Origin of the sequence: Terrimesophilobacter mesophilus (assembly GCF_014200375.1) — a bacterium.
GTDB lineage: Bacteria > Actinomycetota > Actinomycetes > Actinomycetales > Microbacteriaceae > Terrimesophilobacter > Terrimesophilobacter mesophilus.
Genome location: NZ_JACHBP010000001.1, coordinates 1,836,188 through 1,851,735, shown reverse-complemented (window position 1 = coordinate 1,851,735; position 15,548 = coordinate 1,836,188). Strand labels below are relative to the sequence as shown.

Annotated in this window: 14 protein-coding genes; 8 read left to right on the top strand and 6 right to left on the bottom strand. The window is 68.3% G+C overall.

The genetic code is table 11. The annotated features are described in order from the left end of the window. Window positions 1–30 precede the first annotated feature (30 nt). Both BKA04_RS09175 and BKA04_RS09170 read left to right on the top strand, forming a co-directional pair. Complete coding sequence (locus tag BKA04_RS09175; protein ID WP_104096139.1) at window positions 31–1,884, top strand: ABC transporter ATP-binding protein; 1,854 nt, start codon at window positions 31–33, stop codon at window positions 1,882–1,884. A gap of 134 nt (window positions 1,885–2,018) precedes the next feature. After that, window positions 2,019–2,459, top strand: coding sequence for a carboxymuconolactone decarboxylase family protein (locus BKA04_RS09170; protein ID WP_104096138.1), 441 nt, complete (start codon window positions 2,019–2,021; stop codon window positions 2,457–2,459). Between the two features lie 40 nt (window positions 2,460–2,499). On the opposite strand, the gene BKA04_RS09165 is transcribed toward BKA04_RS09170, so the two are convergent. The 6 genes from BKA04_RS09165 to BKA04_RS09140 all read right to left on the bottom strand — a co-directional run bounded on the left by BKA04_RS09165 (window position 2,500) and on the right by BKA04_RS09140 (window position 8,952). Continuing rightward, on the bottom strand, window positions 2,500–3,291 hold the full coding sequence (locus BKA04_RS09165; protein WP_104096137.1) for a TrmH family RNA methyltransferase: 792 nt from the start codon (window positions 3,289–3,291) through the stop codon (window positions 2,500–2,502). 10 nt (window positions 3,292–3,301) lie between these two features. Further along, window positions 3,302–4,060, bottom strand: coding sequence for an SDR family NAD(P)-dependent oxidoreductase (locus tag BKA04_RS09160; RefSeq protein ID WP_104096136.1), 759 nt, complete (start codon window positions 4,058–4,060; stop codon window positions 3,302–3,304). A 34-nt stretch (window positions 4,061–4,094) separates the two neighbouring features. After that, window positions 4,095–5,255, bottom strand: coding sequence for a thiolase family protein (locus tag BKA04_RS09155; protein WP_104096135.1), 1,161 nt, complete (start codon window positions 5,253–5,255; stop codon window positions 4,095–4,097). A 105-nt stretch (window positions 5,256–5,360) separates the two neighbouring features. Then, window positions 5,361–6,833: an NAD-dependent succinate-semialdehyde dehydrogenase gene (locus BKA04_RS09150; RefSeq protein WP_104096134.1), complete on the bottom strand. Its 1,473-nt coding sequence runs from the start codon at window positions 6,831–6,833 to the stop codon at window positions 5,361–5,363. 91 nt (window positions 6,834–6,924) lie between these two features. Further along, window positions 6,925–8,379, bottom strand: a complete 1,455-nt coding sequence (gene hpaB, locus BKA04_RS09145) for a 4-hydroxyphenylacetate 3-monooxygenase, oxygenase component (RefSeq protein ID WP_104096133.1) — start codon at window positions 8,377–8,379, stop codon at window positions 6,925–6,927. 42 nt (window positions 8,380–8,421) lie between these two features. Continuing rightward, complete coding sequence (locus tag BKA04_RS09140; protein WP_104096132.1) at window positions 8,422–8,952, bottom strand: flavin reductase family protein; 531 nt, start codon at window positions 8,950–8,952, stop codon at window positions 8,422–8,424. Window positions 8,953–9,040: 88 nt separating this feature from the next. On the opposite strand from BKA04_RS09140, the gene BKA04_RS09135 reads away from it, so the two are divergent. The 6 genes from BKA04_RS09135 to hpaD all read left to right on the top strand — a co-directional run bounded on the left by BKA04_RS09135 (window position 9,041) and on the right by hpaD (window position 15,547). After that, window positions 9,041–9,733: an IclR family transcriptional regulator gene (locus tag BKA04_RS09135; protein ID WP_104096131.1), complete on the top strand. Its 693-nt coding sequence runs from the start codon at window positions 9,041–9,043 to the stop codon at window positions 9,731–9,733. A gap of 201 nt (window positions 9,734–9,934) precedes the next feature. Beyond that, window positions 9,935–11,395: a fumarylacetoacetate hydrolase family protein gene (locus BKA04_RS09130; RefSeq protein WP_104096723.1), complete on the top strand. Its 1,461-nt coding sequence runs from the start codon at window positions 9,935–9,937 to the stop codon at window positions 11,393–11,395. Further along, entirely contained in the window at window positions 11,377–12,063 is a 687-nt protein-coding gene (locus tag BKA04_RS09125; protein ID WP_104096130.1) for a GntR family transcriptional regulator, read from the top strand. Before BKA04_RS09130 ends, BKA04_RS09125 begins: the two co-directional genes overlap by 19 nt. After that, window positions 12,060–13,004 (top strand): 4-hydroxy-tetrahydrodipicolinate synthase, encoded by a 945-nt coding sequence (gene dapA / locus BKA04_RS09120; protein ID WP_104096129.1) that lies wholly within the window; start codon window positions 12,060–12,062, stop codon window positions 13,002–13,004. Before BKA04_RS09125 ends, dapA begins: the two co-directional genes overlap by 4 nt. Then, window positions 13,005–14,501 carry a 5-carboxymethyl-2-hydroxymuconate semialdehyde dehydrogenase gene (hpaE, locus tag BKA04_RS09115; protein WP_104096128.1) on the top strand — a complete coding sequence of 499 codons (1,497 nt, stop codon included), beginning with the start codon at window positions 13,005–13,007 and terminating at the stop codon, window positions 14,499–14,501. Next, entirely contained in the window at window positions 14,498–15,547 is a 1,050-nt protein-coding gene (hpaD, locus tag BKA04_RS09110; protein WP_104096127.1) for a 3,4-dihydroxyphenylacetate 2,3-dioxygenase, read from the top strand. Before hpaE ends, hpaD begins: the two co-directional genes overlap by 4 nt. Window position 15,548 lies beyond the last annotated feature (1 nt).

The following is a 15,548-nucleotide window of genomic DNA, read 5'->3' as shown; positions in this document are numbered from 1 at the left end:
CCACCGCGCAACACCGACAGGAAGACAACCATGAGCACAGCAGCACAGGATCGGCGCGGAATGATGCGCCGGCGCGCGGAAACCGGCGAGGAGGGGCCTCGCGCCCGGTTCAGCCAGCTTCTCCCCTACCTGTTCGAGCACAAGAAGGTGCTCAGCGTCGTCACGGTGCTCAGCATCCTCGGCGCCGCGGCCTCGCTCGCCCAGCCGCTGCTCGTGAGCCAGGTCATCACGGTCGTCGAGAAGGGTCGCGGGCTTGGCGCCCTCGTCTGGCTGCTCGTCGGGCTCGTCGTCGCATCCGGACTCATCTCCGGCTATCAGCACTACCTGCTGCAGCGCACTGGCGAAGGCGTCGTGCTCTCCAGCCGAAGACGGCTCGTCGGCCGGATGCTGCGGCTGCCGATCAGCGAATTCGACACGCGTCGCACCGGTGACCTGGTCTCCCGTGTCGGCTCCGACACGACCCTTCTGCGCGCCGTGCTCACCCAGGGCCTCGTCGAGGCGATCGGCGGCTCGCTCACGTTCGTCGGCGCGCTCATCGCCATGCTCATCATCGACCCCATCCTGCTCGGGCTGACCGTGCTGGTGATCGCCGCCTCGGTCGTGACGGTCACGCTGCTCTCGGCGCGCATCCGGGTGGCCAGCCGGAAGGCGCAGGACCGGGTGGGCGACCTCGCGGCATCCGTGGAGCGGGCGATCAGCGCCGTGCGCACCGTGCGCGCTGCGAACGCGACGGACCGCGAGATCGCCGCCGTCGAGAACGACGCGGTCGGCGCGTGGAGGATGGGCATCACCGTTGCGAAGATCTCCGCCCTCGTCGTGCCGATCGCGGGAATCGCCATGCAGGTGTCATTCCTCGTCGTGCTGGGCGTCGGCGGATTCCGGGTCGCAAGCGGTGCGATCACCGTCGCCTCGCTCGTGGCATTCATTCTGTTCCTGTTCCTCATGATCCTGCCCCTCGGTCAGGCGTTCGGGGCGGTCACCTCGGTGAACGCCGCACTCGGCGCACTCGGGCGAATCCAGGAGATCATCGACCTGCCGGGTGAAGGCGAGGCGGATGCCACGGTCGAACCGGCCGCCACCGTCGCGTCGGACGACGCGATCGGCTTCGAAGGGGTGTCGTTCGGGTACACGCGCGCTCCGGCGTCGAGCGAAGGAGACTTCTCACCATCGCCGCCGATGCCTGACTCGGGCGTCGGCGCCCCACAAGCCGTCCTGGACTCGGTCACCTTCGGCGCCGCCCGCGGCAGGCGCACGGCCCTCGTCGGGCCGTCCGGCGCCGGCAAGAGCACCATCCTCGCCCTCATCGAGCGGTTCTACGACCCGGATGCCGGAGTCGTCCGCCTCGGCGGGGTCGACATCCGCTCTCTCGATCGCGCAGAGTTGCGCGCGCAGATCGGCTACGTCGAGCAGGATGCGCCAGTACTGGCCGGGAGCATCCGCCAGAACCTCACCCTTGCGACCCCGAATGCGACGGATGCGCAGTGCATCGACGTGCTCCACGCCGTCAACCTCACCGAGGTGCTCGAGCGGAACCCGCTCGGCCTCGATGCTCCCGTCGGTGAGGATGGCGTCATGCTCTCCGGCGGCGAGCGCCAGCGGCTCGCGATCGCACGGGCGCTGCTGGCTGCGCCACCCATCCTGCTGCTCGACGAGTCGACATCATCGCTCGACGGTCTCAACGAGCAACTGCTGCGCAAGTCGATCGATGCCGTCGCCGAGAACCGCACCCTCATCGTCATCGCGCATCGACTCTCGACCGTCGTCGACTCCGACCAGATCGTGGTCCTCGACCACGGCCGCGTCATCGGCGTCGGCACGCACGCCGAACTCATCGCCTCGACGCCGCTCTACAAAGAGCTGGCGCACCACCAGCTTCTGGCGTGAACGAAAACGAAGGAGATCCGGCCGGTGTCGACCACTTCGACCCCGATGTGGCGCGATCGAGCCGCATCACCTTCGTTTTAGTCGTCGGCGCGCGGGCGTAGCGTGGGAGGTGCTACAACACGAGAGGCACCATCATGACCCGCACCCCGATCAGCAGATCCGCCCGCGAGGGTTACCGCAAGGTCGTCGAGCTCGACAACTACATCGCGGATGCCCTCGGCCCCGACCTCATGAACCTTGTCTACCTGCGCGCCTCCTTCCTCAACGGCTGCAACTACTGCGTCGACAGCCACTCGACCGACTTGCGCACAGGCGGGATGCCGGAGCGCAAGATCGTCTCGGTGTCCACCTGGGAGGAGTCGACGTTCTTCACCGAACGCGAACGGCTCGCCCTCGAGCTCACGGATGACGTCACCGACATCGCGGGCGGAGTGAGCGACGACCTATGGGCGCGGGCAGAAGCGGAGTTCGGCGAGAAGGGCCTCGGCGACCTCATCCTGGCGATCGGCACGATCGCGATCTGGAACCGCATCGGGATCAGCACGCATCTGCCGACCCCGCCGCTGGAAAACTAGGCGCTCGAGAGCCGACCGCACAGGGCCAACCGCTCGAGAGCTAGGCGATCGCCCACATCGCGACGGCGGCTGCCGCGGCCACGTTGAGCGAGTCGATGCCATGCCGCATCGGGATCTGCACGATCGTGTCGGCGGCGGCCAACGCATCCGGGGTCAAGCCGTCGCCCTCGGTGCCGAGCACGAGTGCGACGCGCTCCGGCGGGCCCGCGGCGAAGTCGCGCAGGCTCACCGCCCCGTCGGCGAGAGCGAGCGCTGCGATATGGAATCCGGATGCCGTGAGCAGTTCGCGAGTCGGTCCCCACTCCCCGACGCGCGTCCACGGCACTTGCAGCACGGTGCCCATCGACACACGGATCGCGCGCCGGTAGAACGGGTCGGAGCAGCGCGGGGTGACGAGCACGACATCCGCCCCGATCGCCGCGACCGAGCGGAAGATCGCGCCGACGTTCGTCGGGTCGACGACGTTCTCGAGGACGACGATTCGCCGAGCATCGGCGAGCAGCGACTCCGGCGCCGGCAGCGGAGGACGCTCGAGTGAGGCGATGAGCCCCCGGTGGAGTTGGTAACCGGTGAGCTCGGCGAGCAGCGCACCCGGTCCGGAGAACACCGGGACATCCGGCCCGACGAGGGCGACCGCCTGCTCGACCGACTCGCCGAGCGCCAGCACCGCGCGCGGCGCGTGGCCCACGCGGAGTGCCCGCTCCAGCACGAGCGCGGACTCGGCGATGTAGAGGCCGTGCGGGCCGCGGTCGTTCTTGAGCCCGACGTCCGTCGCGTGGGCGAAGTCGGCGAGGCGCGGGTCCGCAAGCTCGGTGATCTCGACGACGGACATCGCGGGAGGGCTACTTCGGCTGCATCCGGATGGCGCCGTCGAGCCGGATGACCTCCCCGTTGAGCATCGGGTTCTCGACGATGTGCTTCACGAGCGCCGCGTACTCCTCCGGCCGGCCGAGGCGAGACGGATGCGGCACCTGTGCCCCGAGGGAGTCTCGCGCGGCCTCGGGCAGGGCCGCCAGCATCGGGGTGTCGAAGGTTCCCGGCGCGATCGTCATGACTCGGATGAGCCGAGCCGCGAGTTCGCGAGCGAGAGGCAGCGTCATGGCGGCAACACCACCCTTCGACGCCGAGTACGCGGCCTGACCGATCTGACCGTCGAACGCGGCGACCGAAGCAGTGTTGACGATGACACCGCGCTCCGCCTCGCCCTGGCCGGGCCCGCCCAGCGGCTCCGTCGCGGCCATCACCTCGGAGGCGAGCCGGATGACGTTGAAGGTTCCGATGAGGTTCACCCGGATGACCCGCTCGAACCGCTCGAGCGGCAGCGGCCCCTCCTTGCCGAGGGCGCGCTCCGCCGTGGCGATGCCGGCGCAGTTCACGACGATCCGCAGCGGCATGGTCGCCATCGCGATGGCAGCCCGCACCTGCGCCTCGTCGGTGACGTCCGCGGGGGCGAACACGACATCCGGGATCTGCTCACCCTTCGAGTTCGGCAGGTCGATGATCACGACCTCGGCACCGGCCGCGGCGAGCGCCTGCGCCGTCGCCAGCCCGAGGCCCGAGGCGCCGCCTGTGACGAGCGCCGAGCATCCGTCGATGTTCATTCCGAGACCTCCTGCATGGGTTCCTCCGGCCGGTTCAGAGTCGTTCGATGATCGTCGCGTTGGCCATCCCGCCGCCCTCGCACATGGTCTGCAGGCCCCAGCGACCGCCGCTCGCCTCGAGCTGGTTGACGAGGGTCGTGAGCAGGCGGGTTCCGGATGACCCGAGCGCGTGCCCGAGGGCGATCGCGCCGCCGCGCGGGTTGAGTTTGTCGGGGTCGGTGCCGAGCTCTTTCTGCCAGGCGAGCGGCACGGACGCGAACGCCTCGTTGACCTCGAACCAGTCGATGTCGTCGGCGGTGAGCCCGGCACGCTCGAGCACTCTGCGGGTCACCGGGATGACGCCCGTGAGCATGAAGATCGGATCGCTGCCGGTCACCGCGAAGGCGTGGAATCGCGCCCGCGGCTTCAGGCCCAGACTCTCGGCCTTCTCGGCGCTCATGATGAGGGCGGCGGAGGCGCCGTCGGTGAGCGGGCTCGAGTTGCCGGGGGTGATCCGCCAGTCGAGTTCGGGGAAGCGTGCCGCGAGCTCGTCGGTGCGGAACGCCGGATTCAGTCCGGCGAGACCCTCCACAGTCGTCGCATCGCGCACCGTCTCGTCGATCGTGTGCCCGTCGACCGCGACGATCTCGTCCGCGAACGCCTCGCGCGCCTCGACAGCGAGCCGGTGCGAGCGTGCGGAGAACTCGTCGAGCGCGTCTCGGTCCAGTTCCCACTTGTGTGCGATGAGCTCGGCGGAGACTCCCTGGTTGACGAGCCCATCCGGGTAGCGGGCGCGCAGCTTCGAACCGTATCTGTCCATGCCTGCGGCGGAGGTACCGAGCGGAATGCGGCTCATCGATTCGACACCGCACGCGATCGCGATGTCGTACTGGCCGGTCATGACCCCTTGCGCCGCGAACATGGCGGCCTGCTGGCTGGACCCGCACTGCCGGTCGACGGTCGTGCCGGGCACCGAGTCGGGGAAGCCCGCCGCGAGCAGCGCGTTCCTCGCGACGTTGTAGCCCTGCTCGCCGATCTGCGACACGCATCCGCCAATCACGTCGTCGACGAGCGCCGGGTCGAGGTCGCTGCGCTGCACGAGCGACTCGAGCACCCCCGCGAGAAGGTCGACCGGATGGGTGCCGGAGAGTTGGCCGCCCGGCTTGCCCCGTCCGCTCGGTGTGCGGATGACGTCGACGATGACTGCTTCGTGCATAGCCCCAGCCTACGGTCGATGCGCGTTCGCCGCCGAGGTCGACCGGCGGCCGAGACGGCCGTCGGCGCTGGCACCGGCAGCGAAGGCGAGAAATCGCCTTCGCTCTCAGCCGGAGTGCGCGGGCGTCAGCGTGTACTTCGTGGAGAGGTACTCGTGGATGCCCTCGAAGCCGCCCTCGCGGCCGAGGCCGGACTGTTTGACCCCGCCGAACGGCGCCGCCGCGTTCGAGGCGACCCCGACGTTCAAGCCCATCATTCCGGTGTCGATCGCGTCGATCATCCGCTGGCCGCGCGCGAGGTCTTTCGTGTAGACGTAGCCGATGAGGCCGTACTCTGTGGCGTTGGCCATGCGAACGGCATCCGCCTCGTCTTTGAAGGTGGCGATCGACAGCACCGGCCCGAAGATCTCCTCGGTCAGGATGTCGCTCCCCGGCTTCACGTCGCTGATGACGGTCGGCTCGAAGAAGGTCCCATCGCCGTCGATCGCCGAGCCGCCGGTGTGAACCGTCGCACCGCGCTTCACGGCATCCGCCACGAGCGCGCCGACCTTCTCGACCGCCTTCGCGTCGATGAGCGGGCCGATCGTGACGCCGTCGTCGGTGCCCCGACCCACCTTGAACGCCTTGACGCGCTCGGTCACCTTCTGCGCGAACGCGTCCGCGACCGACTCCTGCACGATGAAACGGTTACCGGCCGTGCAGGCCTGGCCGATGTTGCGGAACTTCGCGATCATGGCACCGTCGACCGCAGCACCCAGGTCGGCGTCCTCGAACACGACGAACGGCGCGTTGCCGCCGAGCTCCATCGAGGTGCGCAGCACGCCGTCGGCCGCCTGCTTGAGCAGGGCGACGCCGACCGGGGTCGACCCGGTGAAGCTCAGCTTGCGCAGGCGGGAGTCGGCGAAGATCGGCTTCGACACCGCACTCGATGACGAGGTCGTGAGCACGTTCACGACCCCGGCCGGCAGCCCGGCCTCTTCGAGCAGCTTCACGAAGGCGAGCGTCGTGAGGGGGGTCAGCGCAGCCGGCTTGACCACGACCGTGCAGCCCGCCGCGAGCGCCGGCGCGATCTTGCGCGTCGCCATTGCGAGAGGGAAGTTCCAGGGGGTGATGAGGTAGCAAGGGCCGACCGGGCGCTGCGTCACGATCATCGTGCCGGTGCCCTCGGGGTTCGAGCCGTAACGGCCCTGAATGCGCACCGCCTCCTCGCTGAACCAGCGCAGGAACTCGCCGCCGTACTTCACTTCGCCCATCGACTCGGCGAGCGGCTTGCCCATCTCGAGCGTCATCAACAATGCGAAGTCGTCCGCCCGCTCCATGAGGAGATCGAATGCGCGGCGCAGGATGTTGCTGCGCATGCGCGGAGCGGTGGCCGCCCAGGAGTCCTGCGTCTCGGCCGCGGCATCCATGGCCTTCTGCGCGTCTTCGGCCGTCGCGTCCGCGATCTGACGGATCACCTTCCCGGTCGAAGGATCGTGGACATCGAGGGTTCCACCGCCGGATGCCGCGACCCACTTCCCCGCGATGAACAGCTTGTCGGGAACGGAAGCCAGCAGTTCGGCCTCGCGCACATCACTCATGAGAGCACTCCTTAGGGTCTGGTTCCAGCGTAGCGATTCCGCGGCCCCCGGGTGCGCCCGAGCCCCTATGACCGCGGGCGGAGCGCGGCCCTCAGTCGGCGCGTGCGAGGAGGTCCGCGATGCGCTCCTGAAGGGGCGCCGTGTCGTAGCTGCCCACGAGTGCGCCCGCCATCCGCACCGGGTCGCCGAAGAAGTAGTACTCGTAGAGCGCCTGCCGGCTGGAGAATCCCGAGATCGACGCGTCGAACGCGAGCTTGAACAGTTTCACCCGCTCGGGTCCGGTGAGCGATTTGCCCTGGAGGTACAGCTCGATGTCCGGCAGTGCGTCGCTCGCGAGGTCCGCCTCGCCCGGGAGTGCCATGAGCCCGCTCGCGCAGAACGTGCGGATGATCTGCGGGAAGCGCTGGGAGATCTTCGGATACCAGTTGCGCGCGGCGTTGAGCGTCGGCCAGTGCGGCGTCATCATGCCCCACTCGTTCATCTTCGCGTCGACCTCGGCCGCACGCATGAGTGCCTTGCCGATCTCGACGTCCACCACGAGTTCGGCGAGCGCCTCCTGGATGTGCAGGAACCCGTCGATACCGATCGACTCCGCGATCTCCGTGGCGAGCCCGAGGTAGAACTCGCTTTTGGCAATCGTGCGCGTCACGACCTGCTGCGTCATGAGGGCGGTGGCGCCGGTGTCCGTGTAGAAGTTATTGCAGAGTTCCGGATGTCCGAGCATGAAGACCCGCTCGTTCGGCACGAACACCTTGTCGAACACGACAACGGCGTCCATCTCCTCGAACCGACTCGCGAGCGGCTCGTCGAAGTGCGATCCGCCGTTGTGCAGGCTCGTGCGGCACAGGTAGCGCAGTCCCGGCGCATCGTTCGGGATGGCGAACGCGTACGAGTACGGCGCATCCTCCGGCGTGCTGCGCAGCACGGTGGACGGGAAGACGAGCAGCTCGTCGGCGATCGGCGCGACGGTCGCGAGCATCCGGGCGCCCTGGATGACGATGCCGTCCTCGCGCTCCTCCACGATGCGGGCCGCGAGCTGGCCACCGAGTTGCTCGCTGCCGGAGACCGAGCGGTTCACCTGGGGAGGGATGAGGGTGTGCGCCGCCAGCAGGTCGTTCTCGCGGGCGAACTCGTAATAGGCCTCGATGCGCTCGCCGAAGACCGGGTCGGCCTGCTCGAACCACTTCTTCGCAGCGGCGAGCGCGGTGAGCGCCGAGTTCATGTAGTCGCTCGTTCGGCCGAGGAACCCGTTCGAGTACTCGGCCCAGACCCGGATGCCTGCACGGCGCTTCTCGAGATCTGCAATCGTCTTGGGGATGAGGAAGGACACGTTCACGGGGTCGCCCGTCGTGGGCGACGAGTAGGTCAGGGCGTCCCGGTACTTCGGGTCGTGCTGCAGGTCGAAGAGCTGGGCGAAGGTCCGGGCGACGTTACTGAAGGCGGGATGCTCCGCGACGTTCTCGCTCACGACCTCGCCGTCGATCGTGATGTGCGGCCGCATCGCGTTCAGCGCGTCGAGGTACTGCTGACCGGTCCGTGCTCCCATCGTGGTTGCTCCTTCGTTGTGGCGGACGGTTGTGCGCTGAGCCTAGAGCAGGGCTTCGTGTCCTGGTCTGAATTCCGGGATGACGGTGAACCGCCCGCCGACGAAGCCGAGCGCGTCGCCGTTGCGGTAGTCGTGATCCTGGACCTCGCCGACGTAGATCGTGTGGTCGCCGCCGTCGTAGGACGCCCATGGCGTGCACGAGAACCAGGAGAGGACCCCGCTCAGGCGCGGCGCTGGATCGCCATCGATCCACACGGGTTCCAGGGTCGGTCCGCCGGCGAAGTGCCACGCGAGCGCCTCCTGCTCCGCACCCAGCACGTTCACGGTGAACGGATTGTCGACGAGCTCATCGTGGCTGTTGCTGTCGCGCGCAATGCTCACGAGAACGAGCGGAGGCTCCATGGAGACCGAGGTGAACGAGTTCACGGTGATCCCGTGCCGCCCGGCTGCACCCTCGAATGTCACGACGGCGACCCCCGTCGCGAACCTGCCATAGCTGCCGCGCAGGTACTGCGCAGGCGTCCGGTACAGCCTGGACCCGGGCTGGAATCCCCGGGGATCCTTGGCCATCATCGTTGACACTCATTTCTCTGGCGTTCTAATATAGAGTACCGCGTTCCGACAGGGAACGACCTCGCGCACTTCGGACGATCGGCGAGCCATGAGCCTGGAATCACCGCATTCCCAGACGCTCTCCCGGGGGCTCCGGATGCTGGAAATCGTCGCAGAATCGACGATACCCCCGTCGATCGCCGGACTCGCAGCATCCCTCGGCGTCCACCGCTCGATCGCGTACCGCATCCTCAGGACCCTGGAGGACCACGGACTCGTCTCCCGGGATGCCGGAGGTGGCGTTCAGCTGGCCCCTCGGATGGCCGCCCTCGCCCGCAGCGTCTCGCGCGACCTGCAGGCTGCTGCGCTCCCGGCGCTCACCGCCGCGGCGAATGACCTGGGGATGACCGCCTTCCTCGCCGTGCTCGACCGCGACGAGGTCGTCACCCTCGTGAGCGTCGAACCCAGTCACGAGCACGCGAGCGTCGCCCAGCGACCCGGGTCGCGGCATCCGCTGCTGCTGGGGGCTCCGGGCCTCGCGATCCAGTCCATCCTGTCGTCCGTGCAGTGGCGAACACTGGGCGAATCGCCCCGGGACGAAGTCGGGGTCGTCATCGCCCGCCGGTTCGCGACGAGTCACGATGAGGTCATCAAGGGCCTCTCCTCCGTCGCGGTTCCTCTCCTGGTCGCTGGGCAGCCGCCCGCTGCCGTCTCCGTCGTCTACATCGCGACCGAGCGCCCCGTCGAGCAGTTGGCTGCGCGACTCTCGGAGGCCGCGCGCGCGATCGCCGCCGAGTTGTGACACCCCAACTCCTATCTCCCTTCCCTTTCCCTTCCCCTTCCCCTCATCGTGAGGCAGACGAGTCCGGGGATATCGGTGAGTCCAGCGGTATCGGCGGGGCCGGGGGTGTTGACTTCACCGCCCCGTCGTGGTGAGATCGTATATTATTTCGTACACCACGGAGGTGTCGTGAACGAGAGCATCGCCCCGGATGTGGACGCCATGATCGGCCGGCGCCCCGGCAAGGTCATCGCCGTCCACCTGAACTATCCGAGTCGCGCTGCCCAGCGCGGACGCACGCCCGCCCAGCCCGGTTATTTCCTGAAGCCGTCGACCTCGCTGTCGGCATCCGGAACGCCCATCGAGCGACCGGCGGGATGCGAGTTGCTCGCCTTCGAGGGAGAGATCGCGCTCATCATCGGCAAGAGCGCACGCCGCGTGACCCCGGAGGAAGGCTGGAGCCACGTCTCCGGTGTCACGGCGGCCAACGACTTCGGAGTGTACGACCTCAAATACGCGGACAAGGGATCCAACCTGCGCTCGAAAGGCGGCGACGGGTTCACTCCGATCGGCCCGGCGATCCTGGCCGCGAACCTGCTCGACCCGGCGGGGCTGCGCATCCGCACCTGGGTGAACGGTGAGCTCGTGCAGGACGACACGACCGCCACCCTGCTGTTCCCGTTCGGGCAGCTCGTCGCCGACCTGTCGCAACTCGTGACCCTCGAGCCCGGCGACGTCATCCTCACCGGAACGCCGGCCGGGTCGACCGTGGTGCAACCGGGGGATGTGGTGGAAGTGGCGGTCGAGGATGCCGCTGGCCGCACGACCGGCCGCCTCGTGACGCCCGTGGTCGAAGGTGTTGCGGGTTTCGGGGACTTCGGGTTCGGGCCGAAAGTGGATGACGACGTGCTGGCGGAGGCATGGGGTTCGGCGGAAGCGGCCGGAGTGGTTTCGACACAGCCGAAGGCGGCCGCCTCGACCGGCGACTCATTGAGCGAAGGCCTGAAGGCGCAGATCAATTCGGTCGGCACAGCGACCCTGAGTTCGCAGCTTCGCAAACGCGGCTTGAACACGGTCAGCATCGACGGCCTCACACCGACCCAGCCGCGCACGCGCATGGTCGGCCTCGCCCGCACTCTGCGCTTCATTCCGGGCCGCGAAGATCTCTTCGCCTCCCACGGCGGGGGCTTCAACGCACAGAAGCAGGCGTTCGACTCGCTGGGTGCCGGCGAGGTGCTCGTGATCGACGCGCGCGGCGAACGCGGCACGGGCACCGTCGGCGACATCCTGGCCCTCCGCGCGCAGGTGCGCGGCGCTGCCGGCATCGTGACGGATGGCGGCATCCGCGATCTGGACGCCGTGACGGCGCTCGGCATCCCGACCTACCACGCCGGCCCGCACCCGGCCGTGCTCGGGAGAAGGCACGTCCCCTGGGAGGTCGACGCCACGATCGCCTGCGGCGGCACGGCCGTGCAACCGGGCGACGTCATCGTCGGGGACGACGACGGGGTGCTCGTGATCCCGCCCGGGATCGTCGATGAGGTTGTCCGCGACGCGATCGAGCAGGAGCGGCAGGAGGCCTTCATCGCCGAACGAGTCGGTGCAGGCGAGAGCGTCGACGGCCTGTACCCGATGAACGCGGAGTGGAAGGCGAGGTACGAGCAATGGCTGGCAGCGCGGTAGCCGCAACGCTCACTCCGAGCAAGTCGCAGCGCGCATACGATTTCATCAAGTCCCGCATCGAGGACTCGAGCTACACCCCCGGGTATCGCCTCGTACTGGGGGCGATCGCGGCGGAGCTCGGAGTGAGCGTCGTGCCGGTGCGTGAGGCGATCCGGCGGCTCGAGGCCGAGGGCCTCGTTCAGTTCGAACGCAATGTCGGCGCGCAGGTCGCGATGCTCGACCCGACCGAATACCAGGTCACAATGCAGACGCTGAGCCTCGTCGAGGGCTGGGCGACCGCGGCATCCGCCCCGCACATGACGTCGGATGACGTGGCCCGCGCGCGAGCCATCAACGACGCGCTCGCCGAGAGCCTGCACCACTTCGACCCCGTCGCGTTCACCGCGTTAAACCTCGACTTCCATTCGGTGCTCTTCGAACACTGCCCGAACCCGCACATCCTCGACCTCGTCGACCGGGGGTGGGCTCGGCTGCGCGCGCTGCGCGAGTCGACGTTCAGTTTCGTTCCCGGTCGCGCGCGGGACTCGGTCGCAGAGCACGAGGCCATCCTGGGCCTCATCGAGTCGAACGCCGAACCCTTCGAGCTCGAGCTCGCCGCCCGCAACCACCGGCTGGCCACTCTCGACGCGTTTCTCGCCCACCAGCACAGAACCAGGGAGACACCATGAAGTTCCGCAGCGACCCGGCACAGATCCGCGGATCCATCGCCCCCCTCATGACCCCCTTCACGAGCGACGGGGCCGTCGACCACGCGGGCCTCACGAACCTCGTGAACTGGCAGCTGGCATCCGGAAGCCACGGCATCTCGATCGGCGGGTCGACGGGCGAGCCGAGCGCACAGACGATCGCCGAGCGCGCGGAGGCCATCCGCACCGTCGCCACCGCGATCGGCGACCGCGTCCCCTTCATGCCGGGCACCGGCTCGGCGAAGCTCGACGAGACCCTCGAGCTCACGGCCGCCGCCCGCGACGCCGGCGTCGATGCGGCACTCATCATCACGCCGTACTACGCGAGACCGACGCAGGAGGCGCTCTACCGCTGGTACAAGACGGTCGCCGAGGAATTCCCCGACCTGCCGATCGTCGCCTACAACGTGCCCAGCCGCACGGCCGTCGACATCGCGCCGGAGACGGTCGCACGGCTCTTCCACGATGTCGAGAACTTCGTGGGCGTCAAGGAGACCACGAAGGACTTCGAGCACTTCTCCCGCGTCCTGCACCTGTGCGGCCCCGAGCTGCTCGTCTGGTCGGGCATCGAATTGCTGTGCCTTCCGCTCCTGGCTCTCGGAGGGGCCGGCTTCGTGAGCGCGACGGCCAACATCGCGCCCGCGGCCGTCGCCCAGATGTTCGAGGCCTGGGAGGCCGGCGACTTCGATCGCGCCCGCACCTTTCACTACGGGCTGCACCCGCTCGTCGACCTGCTCTTCGTCGAGACCAACCCGGCGCCGGGCAAATGGGTGCTCGAGCAGCGCGGCCTCATCTCGAGCGGCCACGTGCGACCGCCGCTCATCGAGCCGACGGATGCCGGGCTCCAGAAGATCAGACAGCTCATGACCGAGGGTGAGCAGTACCTCACCCCGGTCGATGGATTCCAGATCGGTGGACACTAGATGACGCACTTCATCCCTCAGAACCTGCCGGACCGCATCCGCCATTACATCGACGGCGAGCTCGTCGACAGTGTCGGTGGATCGACGTTCGACGTGCTCGACCCCGTCTCGAACACGACCTACGTGCAGGCGGCCGCCGGGAGACAGGCCGACATCGACCTCGCGGTCGCGTCGGCGAAACGCGCGTTCGACGACGGGCCGTGGCCGGGCATGAAGAACCGCGAGCGGGCGCGCATCCTGAACCGCATCGCTGACCAGGTCGAGACGAGGGATGCCGAGCTCGCCGAGCTCGAGACCTTCGACACCGGGCTGCCGATCACCCAGGCGCTCGGGCAGGCGCAGCGGGCGGCGGAGAACTTCCGCTTCTTCGCCGACCTGATCGTCGCGCAGCGCGACGACACCTACCAGGTGCCCGGAGCCCAGGTGAACTACGTGCACCGCAAGCCGGTGGGCGTCGCAGGGCTCATCACGCCGTGGAACACTCCATTCATGCTCGAGAGCTGGAAGCTCGCGCCCGCCCTCGCCTCCGGCTGCACGGTCGTGCTCAAGCCGGCAGAGTTCACCCCGCTCTCGGCGAGCCTGTGGGCCGGTATCTTCGAAGAGGCCGGGCTGCCGAAGGGCGTCTTCAACCTCGTCAACGGTCTCGGCGAGGAGGCGGGAGACGCGCTCGTCAAGCATCCGGATGTCCGTCTCATCTCGTTCACGGGCGAGACGACGACGGGGCAGACCATCTTCGGTAACGCGGCGAAGCACCTCAAAGGTCTCTCGATGGAGCTCGGAGGCAAGTCGCCGGCGATCGTCTTCGCCGACGCCGATCTCGACGCGGCCATCGACTCGACCCTCTTCGGGGTCTTCTCGCTCAACGGCGAGCGCTGCACGGCCGGCAGCCGCATCCTCGTCGAGCGCAGCATCTACGACGACTTCGTCTCGCAGTATGCGGAGCGCGCGAAGAACATCGTCGTCGGCGACCCGCACGACCCGAAGACAGAGGTCGGTGCTCTTGTGCACCCAGAGCACTACGCGAAAGTCATGAGCTACGTGGAGCTCGGCAAGGGCGAAGGGCGCCTCGTCGCGGGCGGCGGACGCCCGGCCGGACTCGAGACCGGCAACTACGTCGCGCCGACCGTGTTCGTCGACGTGAAGCCGGACGCCCGCATCTTCCAGGAGGAGATCTTCGGCCCCGTGGTGGCGATCACCCCGTTCGACACCGACGCCGAGGCGCTCGAACTCGCGAACGCCGTGAAGTACGGCCTCGCGGCCTACCTGTGGACGAGCGACCTGAAGCGCGCCCACACGTTCGCCCACGGCATCGAGGCCGGCATGGTGTGGCTCAACTCGCACAACGTGCGGGACCTCCGCACCCCATTCGGTGGCGTGAAGGCGAGCGGCCTCGGCCACGAGGGCGGCTACCGGTCGCTCGACTTCTACAGCGAGCAGCAGGCCGTGCACATCAGCCTGTCCCCCATCCACACCCCACGATTCGGAGCCTCCCGATGACCGCAGACTTTGACATCATCCGTGCCGCATACGCCGAACTCATCGTGCGCGACCTCGCGGAGAGCCGGAGGTTCTACGTCGACATCCTCGGCCTCGTCGTCACCCACGAGGACGACGAGGCGATCTACCTGCGCGCGTTCGAGGAGTATCTGCACCACTCGCTCGTCCTGCGCCAGGGGCCGGTGCCGGCCCTCGCCGCGCTCGCCTACCGCGTGCGATCGCAGGCCGAGGTCGCCAAGGCCGCCGCCCACTTCGAGTCCCTCGGATGCTCGGTCGAGCACCGCGCATCCGGCGCCACCCGCGGAATCGGCGAGGCGGTTCGCGTCATCGACCCCCTCGGATTCCCCGTGGAGTTCTTCTACGACGCCGACCACGTCGAGCGCTACACGCGCCGCTACGACGTGCAGGGCTCCGGGGCGATCTCCCGGCTCGACCACTTCAACATCTTCACTCCCGACGTGCCGGCCGCTCAGGCGTACTACGAGAGCCTCGGCTTTCGGGTGAGCGAGGACATCCAGGACGAGGCGGGAACCGTGTACGCGAGCTGGCTGTACCGCAAGGCGACGGTGCACGACATCGCCCTCACCGGAGGCGGCGGACCGCGCCTGCACCACATCGCGTTCGCGACCCACGAGCGGAACCAGATCGTGAACATCTGCGACACCCTCGGGGCGTACCGCCTCTCGGATCGCATCGAGCGCGGCCCCGGCCGCCATGGGGTCTCCAACGCCTTCTACCTCTACCTGCGCGACCCCGACGGCCACCGCGTCGAGATCTACACGCACGACTACTACACCGGCGACCCCGACAACCCGGTCGTCACCTGGGACGTGCACGACAACCAGCGTCGCGACTGGTGGGGCAACCCGGTCGTGCCGAGTTGGTACTCGGAGGGTTCCACCGTGCTCGATCTCGGCGGAAGCCCGATCACCATCACCGAGCGCACCGAGACGGAGGAGTCCGAGGTCACGATCGGCGCCGACGGCTTCAGCTACACGCGCAAGGGCGAAGCGATGCCGGAGTACAAGCTCGGAAACCAGGTCTAGG